Annotated in this window: 7 protein-coding genes; 6 read left to right on the plus strand and 1 reads right to left on the minus strand. The window is 60.6% G+C overall.

From position 1 onward, the window contains the following. Positions 1 to 6 precede the first annotated feature (6 nt). The gene (gene entS / locus AK59_RS0121195; protein WP_029883759.1) at positions 7 to 1254 is read left to right on the plus strand and encodes an enterobactin transporter EntS; all 1248 of its coding nucleotides are present in this window, start codon (positions 7 to 9) and stop codon (positions 1252 to 1254) included. Positions 1255 to 1300: 46 nt separating this feature from the next. On the opposite strand, the gene fepB is transcribed toward entS, so the two are convergent. Beyond that, the gene (gene fepB, locus AK59_RS0121200) at positions 1301 to 2260 is read right to left on the minus strand and encodes a Fe2+-enterobactin ABC transporter substrate-binding protein (protein ID WP_029883760.1); all 960 of its coding nucleotides are present in this window, start codon (positions 2258 to 2260) and stop codon (positions 1301 to 1303) included. Positions 2261 to 2448: 188 nt separating this feature from the next. Here fepB and entC point away from each other — a divergent pair, with 188 nt between their 5' ends. The 5 genes from entC to entH are packed head-to-tail and all read left to right on the plus strand — an operon-like array spanning position 2449 to position 7274. Further along, the gene (gene entC, locus AK59_RS0121205; protein WP_029883761.1) at positions 2449 to 3624 is read left to right on the plus strand and encodes an isochorismate synthase EntC; all 1176 of its coding nucleotides are present in this window, start codon (positions 2449 to 2451) and stop codon (positions 3622 to 3624) included. A 9-nt stretch (positions 3625 to 3633) separates the two neighbouring features. Further along, the gene (entE, locus tag AK59_RS0121210) at positions 3634 to 5244 is read left to right on the plus strand and encodes a (2,3-dihydroxybenzoyl)adenylate synthase EntE (protein ID WP_029883762.1); all 1611 of its coding nucleotides are present in this window, start codon (positions 3634 to 3636) and stop codon (positions 5242 to 5244) included. Positions 5245 to 5254: 10 nt separating this feature from the next. Beyond that, positions 5255 to 6109, plus strand: coding sequence for an isochorismatase (locus AK59_RS0121215; RefSeq protein ID WP_029883763.1), 855 nt, complete (start codon positions 5255 to 5257; stop codon positions 6107 to 6109). After that, positions 6109 to 6861 carry a 2,3-dihydro-2,3-dihydroxybenzoate dehydrogenase EntA gene (gene entA / locus AK59_RS0121220; protein WP_029883764.1) on the plus strand — a complete coding sequence of 251 codons (753 nt, stop codon included), beginning with the start codon at positions 6109 to 6111 and terminating at the stop codon, positions 6859 to 6861. Before AK59_RS0121215 ends, entA begins: the two co-directional genes overlap by 1 nt. Then, a complete protein-coding gene (gene entH, locus AK59_RS0121225; RefSeq protein ID WP_029883765.1) occupies positions 6861 to 7274 on the plus strand; it encodes a proofreading thioesterase EntH in 414 nt (137 codons plus the stop codon). Before entA ends, entH begins: the two co-directional genes overlap by 1 nt. The last annotated feature ends 98 nt before the right edge of the window (positions 7275 to 7372 follow it).

The following is a 7372-nucleotide window of genomic DNA, read 5'->3' on the forward strand; positions in this document are numbered from 1 at the left end:
CTTGTCATGAATCAAAAATCCTGGCTGATTAACCTCAGCCTGCTGAAGACGCACCCGGCGTATCGCGCCGTGTTTATCGCGCGTTTTATCTCCATTTTGTCCCTCGGCCTGCTCGGCGTTGCCGTCCCGGTACAGATCCAGACGTTGACGCACTCAAGCTGGCTGGTCGGGCTGTCGGTCACCTTAACCGGCGGGGCGATGTTTATCGGTCTGATGATCGGCGGCGTGCTGGCCGACAGGTACGAACGCAAGAAGCTGATCCTGCTGGCACGCGGCACCTGCGGGGTGGGGTTTGTCGGATTGTGCCTGAACGCAATGCTGCCAGAACCCTCCTTACTCGCCATTTACGCCCTCGGGCTGTGGGATGGTTTCTTTGCTTCGTTAGGCGTGACGGCGCTGCTGGCCGCCACACCCGCGTTGGTAGGGCGCGAGAATCTGATGCAGGCGGGGGCAATTACCATGCTTACCGTCCGTCTTGGCTCGGTGATATCGCCGATGGTGGGCGGCCTACTGCTGGCCACCGGTAACGTGGCGTGGAACTACGGCCTCGCGGCGGCGGGGACGTTTATCACCACCTTAACCCTGCTGCGTCTGCCGCTTCTGCCACCGCCACCGCAGCCGCGTGAGCATCCGCTGAAATCGCTGATGGCGGCGATCCGGTTTCTGTTCAGCAACCCGCTGATTGGTGGTATTGCGCTGCTCGGTGGTCTGCTGACGATGGCGAACGCCGTACGCGTGCTGTATCCGGCGCTGGCGGGGGTGTGGCAGATAAGCGCCTCAGAGATTGGCGTGTTGTACGCCTCCATTCCGCTCGGCGCGGCGTGTGGTGCGCTAACCAGCGGCAGGCTGGCGCAGAGCGCGCGTCCAGGGTTGATTATGCTGTTGACGACACTGGCATCGTTTATCGCGATGGGGTTCTTCAGCCTGATGCCGGTTTGGGCGCTGGGTGTGCTGTGTCTGGTGCTCTTCGGCTGGCTGAGCGCCATCAGTTCTCTGTTGCAGTACACCCTGATCCAGACCCAGACGCCGGAGGGAATGCTCGGGCGCATCAACGGCCTGTGGACCGCGCAAAACGTGACGGGCGATGCCATTGGCGCGGCGATCCTCGGTGGGCTGGGGGCTGTCATGACACCGGTGGCTTCGGCGAGCACCAGCGGGTTTGCGTTAGCCGTTGTAGGTGGGATCCTGTTAATGGTATTAGCAGAATTGCGCCGGTTCCGGCAGGAGGTTGTATTGAACGACGGTGCAGCCTGATGCCCTCCCCCCGCCCCTCTCCCACGGGGAGAGGGAGGGAAAATGCCTACTTAAAAAATGCATTTAATCTCTCTAACACCAGCATCGCGCTGTAATAATCCAGGCGGAACGTCTCCGTTCCCAGTGCCCACACGCGTTTATTCTTCACCGCAGGCAGGTGAGCCAGCAGCGGGTTGGCGTAAATCGCTTCAACGTCTTTTTGATCGCCGGCAAACAGGAACAGGCCTTCACCGTTCAGCCCGGTAGCCAGATTTTCACCGCCTAACTGGATGATGTCGTGACGTTTGCCCTGACTTTTTGAGGTGTGCAGCCCGGCAGGCAGTTCGGCCAGGGTAAAGCCTAACTGGTGCAACAGCTGGCCCTGGGCAGACTCCGCGGTCCACAGGTTAGCGCTGTGCGCGGCGGCGGTGTACACAATGGCGTTCACCGGTTGCGGCGGCAGCGTCATCTGCTGTTTCACCTGCGCGAGTTGTTTATCGAATGCTGCAATGCGTTCGGCGGCCTGTTTTTCCTGTCCGGTTATCGTGCCTAGCTGCTTCAGCAGTTCCTGCCAGCTTTTGTCGTCGTAGTTGATGATGAGCGTCGGCGCGATGGCGGAGAGCTGATCGTACAACGCCAGGGCCGAATCTCCGCCGGTCGCGCTAATCAGAATCAGATCCGGCATCTGCGCCGCCACCGCTTCCGCACTCGGCTCGCCAATGTACAGGCGCGCCACGTTGCGCTGTTTCGCAATATCACCCCACTGACGTAAAAAGCCCTGCGCATCCGCCACGCGGTTATTGGGCGTGGTCGCCCCGCTGGCCACTACCGGAGCGTCAATCGCCAGCAATGAGCCGGTCAGGGTCACGCTGGTGGAGACAATGCGCGTGGGTTTGCTCTCCAGGGTATGCACGCCGCGGCTGTCGGTTACCTGACGCGGCCAGTCGGCGGCGATGGCTGAGGTTAGTCCTAAAACAAAACATCCCGTTAAAAGAAGGGCATTACGGCAAACGGCGGGGAATTTCACAACGCGGCATCCTGTTCTCTTTGAAGTTAATGCTTCTCATTTTCATGATTGCGGCGAGGGGATGCAAGCGATACTCGCACAAGATGTTCGCTCTGCGGTTGACACCGGCGCGATGTAAGATTAGGTTAGCCAACGAAAATATAAATGATAATCATTATTGCTTCTTTTATCATTTTATGGAGGATGATATGGATACGTCCCTGGCTGAGGAAGTTCAGCACACCGCGACCACGCTGCCATCAGACAGCTTTTTCTTTATGTCGCCTTACCGCAGTTTTACCACGTCAGGCTGTTTTTCCCGTTTCTCTGAACCCGCCGAGGGCGGTGATAACCCGTCGGGGGCCTTCCAGCAGAAACTGGCTCAGGCTTTCCGCAACGCGAAGGCCAGCGGCATTGCCCATCCCGTGATGGTGGGTGCCATCCCGTTCGATACCCGCAAGCCCTCATCCCTGTTTATTCCGCAGCACTGGCAGACCTTTTCGCGCCCGGCGCGTCAGCAGTCCGCGCGCTATTTTTCCGCTTCCCAGGCGTTGAGCGTGGAAACCCGCACTGAGATCCCTCCGCAGCCCGTGTTTGAAGAGATGGTTGCCCGTGCGGCAGCGCTCACCGCCACGCCACAGGTGAACAAAGTGGTGCTGTCGAGGCTGATTGATATTGCGACGGATAAAAAGATTGATAGCGGCGCGCTGATGGAGCGACTGATCGCCCAGAATCCGGCCAGCTTCAACTTCCATGTGCCGCTGGAAGATGGCGGCGTGCTGCTGGGCGCGAGCCCGGAACTGCTGCTGCGTAAAGAGGGGACACACTTTAGCTCTCTGCCGCTGGCGGGCTCTGCGCGTCGTCAGCCGGATGACGTGCTGGATCGCGAGGCGGGTAATAAGCTGCTGGCCTCCGAGAAGGATCGCCACGAGCACGATCTGGTGACCCAGGCGATGAAAGCCATTCTGGCACCGCGCAGCCATCATCTCAGCATGCCAGCTTCCCCGCAGCTGATCACCACCCCAACGCTCTGGCATCTGGCGACGCCGGTGGAAGGGGAGGCCCGTGAAAATGAGAACGCCCTGACTCTGGCCTGTCTGCTGCACCCGACGCCTGCGCTGAGCGGTTTCCCGCATCAGGCGGCAAAAGAACTGATTGCCGGGCTGGAGCCGTTCGACCGCGAACTGTTTGGCGGCATCGTTGGCTGGTGTGACAGCGAAGGCAACGGCGAGTGGGTGGTGACCATCCGCTGCGCGCGTCTGCTTAAAAATCGCGTTCGCCTGTTTGCCGGTGCGGGCATTGTGCCAGCCTCCTCCCCGGTGGGCGAGTGGCGCGAAACCGGGGTGAAGCTCTCCACCATGCTCAACGTTTTTGGTTTGCACTGAGGAATCATCATGACCATCCCCTTTACCCGTTGGCCTGAGGAGTTTGCCCGGCGCTACCGTGAAAAAGGCTACTGGCAGGATCTGCCGCTGACCCACATTCTGACCGACCACGCGGAGAAAGATACCGTCGCCATTATTGACGGTGAACGTCACCTGACCTGGCGCGCGTTCAACCAGGCGGTGAATAACCTGGCCTCCGTCCTGCAGGAGCAGGGCGTGCGTCGTGGCGAGACCGCGCTGGTTCAGCTCGGCAACGTGGCTGAGTTTTACATCACCTTTTTCGCGCTTCTGCAGGTGGGTGTGGCTCCGGTGAACGCGCTTTTCAGCCACCAACGTAACGAGCTGAACGCCTACGCCGCACAGATCAAACCCGCGCTGCTGATTGCCGACCGCGAGCACGCCCTGTTTGCAGGCGATGATTTCCTGAACCGTTTTGTGGATGAACATCGCTCAGTGCGTGTTGTCCTGCTGCGTGGCGATAACGGCGCACATGCCCTGGAGGCGGCCATCGCCCACCCGGCGGCCCATTTCATCCCCAACCCCACGCCCGCCGACGAAGTGGCGTTCTTCCAGCTTTCAGGCGGCAGTACCGGCACGCCAAAACTGATCCCGCGTACGCATAACGATTACGACTACAGCATCCGTCGCAGCAACGAAATTTGCGGCATTACTGCGGATACCCGCTATCTGAATGCGCTACCGGCGGCCCATAACTACGCCATGAGTTCCCCGGGTTCGTTAGGGGTATTCATGGCTGGTGGCTGCGTGGTGCTGGCGCACGATCCGAGCGCCACGATCTGCTTCCCGCTGATTGAACGCCATCAAATTAACGTCACCTCGCTGGTACCCCCGGCGGTCAGCCTGTGGCTGCAGGCGATTGCCGACGGCGCGGGCAATGCGCAGCTTAAATCGCTGAAGCTGCTGCAGGTGGGGGGCGCACGCCTCTCCGCCACGCTCGCCGCGCGCATTCCGGCGGAAATTGGCTGCCAGCTACAGCAGGTGTTCGGCATGGCGGAAGGGCTGGTGAATTACACCGCTCTCGACGATACCCCGGAACGCATCATCCACACCCAGGGCCGTCCGATGTGCCCGGATGACGAAGTGTGGGTGGCGGACGAGCACGGCAACCCGCTGCCGCGTGGCGAAACAGGACGTCTGATGACCCGCGGGCCGTATACCTTCCGCGGCTATTTCAACAGCCCGGAACACAACGCCAGCGCCTTTGATGCCAACGGGTTTTACTGCTCCGGCGATCTGATTGCCATCGACGAGCAGGGGTACATCACCGTGCAGGGGCGCGAGAAAGATCAGATCAACCGCGGCGGGGAGAAGATCGCCGCTGAAGAGATCGAAAACCTGCTGCTGCGCCATGAGGCAGTGATCCACGCCGCGCTGGTGAGCATGGAGGACAGCCTGTTGGGCGAGAAAAGCTGCGCGTTTCTGGTGGTGAAACAGCCGCTGCGCGCGGTTGAGGTGCGTCGCTTCCTGCGCGAGCAGGGCGTTGCCGAATTCAAACTGCCGGATCGCGTGGAGAGCGTGGATGCGCTGCCGTTAACGCCGGTCGGCAAAGTCGATAAGAAACAGTTGCGCCTGTGGATCGCTGAACGCGCCCGGGCCTGAGGAACAGAGTATGGCTATTACAAAATTAACCGCTTACGCGCTGCCAACTGCCGCAGAGTTGCCGACAAGTAAAGTGAACTGGGCGTTTGAGCCTGAACGTGCCGCGCTGCTGATCCACGATATGCAGGAGTATTTCCTGAACTTCTGGGGCGAAAACAGCGCGATGATGCAGCAGATGGTGGCGAACATCGCCAGGCTGCGCGCGTACTGTAAAGCGCACAACATTCCGGTTTATTACACCGCCCAGCCGAAAGAGCAGAGCGACGAAGACCGCGCCCTGCTGAATGACATGTGGGGCCCGGGGCTGACCCGTTCCCCGGAGCAGCAGCGTATCGTCGCTGAACTGACCCCGGACGAAGCGGACACCGTGCTGGTGAAGTGGCGTTACAGCGCGTTTCATCGCTCGCCGCTGGAGCTGATGCTGAAAGAGACAGGCCGCAATCAGCTGCTGATCACCGGCGTGTATGCCCACATCGGCTGCATGACCACCGCCACCGATGCGTTTATGCGCGACATCAAACCCTTCTTTATTGCCGACGCGCTGGCAGATTTCACCCGCGAAGAGCACCTGATGTCGCTCAACTATGTGGCGGGGCGTTCCGGCCGCGTGGTGATGACCGATGATCTGTTGCCGTCGGTTCCGGCCTCAAAAGCGGCGCTGCGTGAGCTCATCCTGCCATTACTCGATGAAACCGACGAACCGATGGATGACGAAAACCTGATCGACTACGGCCTGGATTCGGTGCGCATGATGGCGCTCGCCGCACGCTGGCGTAAAGTCCACGGCGATATCGACTTCGTGATGCTGGCAAAAAATCCGACCCTCGACGCCTGGTGGGCGCTACTCTCCCGCGAGGTGCAGTAATGGTTTTTGATTTCACCGGCAAAGCCGTCTGGGTGACAGGGGCGGGTAAAGGGATTGGTTATGCGACGGCGCTGGCCTTTGCCGACGCGGGCGCGAAGGTGACCGGATTCGATCTGGCTTTCCCGCAGGAGAATTATCCATTTGCTACCCAAACGCTGGACGTATCTGACGCGGCGCAGGTGAGCGATGTCTGCGGGCGCTTGCTCGCCGTAGAGGAACGTCTGGATATACTGGTCAACGCCGCCGGCATTCTGCGCATGGGCGCCACGGACCAGCTTTCGCAGGAGGACTGGCAGCAGACGTTTGCGGTCAACGTTGGCGGGGCGTTTAACCTCTTTCAACAGACGATGGGCCAGTTCCGTCGTCAGCAGAGTGGGGCGATTGTCACCGTGGCGTCCGACGCGGCCCACACGCCGCGCATCGGGATGAGTGCCTATGGCGCCTCGAAAGCGGCGCTGAAAAGCCTGGCCCTCACCGTCGGGCTGGAGCTGGCGGGCAGCGGCGTGCGCTGTAATCTGGTGTCGCCGGGGTCAACGGATACCGATATGCAGCGCACCCTGTGGACCTGCGACGATGCGGAGCAGCAGCGCATTCGCGGTTTTGGCGAGCAGTTTAAGCTGGGGATCCCGCTGGGGAAAATTGCCCGTCCTCAGGAGATTGCCAGCACGATCCTGTTCCTGGCCTCCGATGCTGCCAGCCATATCACCCTGCAGGATATCGTGGTGGACGGCGGCTCCACGCTGGGGGCGTAATGATCTGGAAACGCCATTTATCGTTAGATGCGCTGAACGCCACCAGCCAGAACACGCTGGTGGCGCATCTGGGCATCGTTTATACCCGCCTTGGCGACGATACGCTGGAAGCGGAAATGCCGGTGGATACGCGCACCCATCAGCCGTTTGGCCTGCTGCACGGTGGCGCGTCGGCGGCGCTGGCGGAAACGCTGGGCTCGATGGCCGGTTTTCTGATGACCCGCGACGGGCAGAACGTGGTGGGAACGGAGCTGAATGCCACCCATCATCGTGCGGTAGCGCAGGGGACCGTGCGCGGCGTGTGTCAGCCGCTGCATCTGGGTCGATCCAGCCAGAGTTGGGAGATTGTGGTGTTCGACGAGCAGGGACGGCGGTGCTGTACCTGCCGGTTGAGTACGATGGTGCTGGGGTAATGTTGTGCGGCCTGTTGCCCTCACCCTGGGGTAGGGTGAGGGGAACAGGCCGCACAAAATTACCCCAGCACCATCGTACTCAACCGGCAGGGACAGCA

The sequence above is a fragment of the Enterobacter sp. T1-1 genome, from assembly GCF_000710795.1.
Taxonomy (GTDB): Bacteria; Pseudomonadota; Gammaproteobacteria; order Enterobacterales; family Enterobacteriaceae; genus Enterobacter; species Enterobacter cloacae.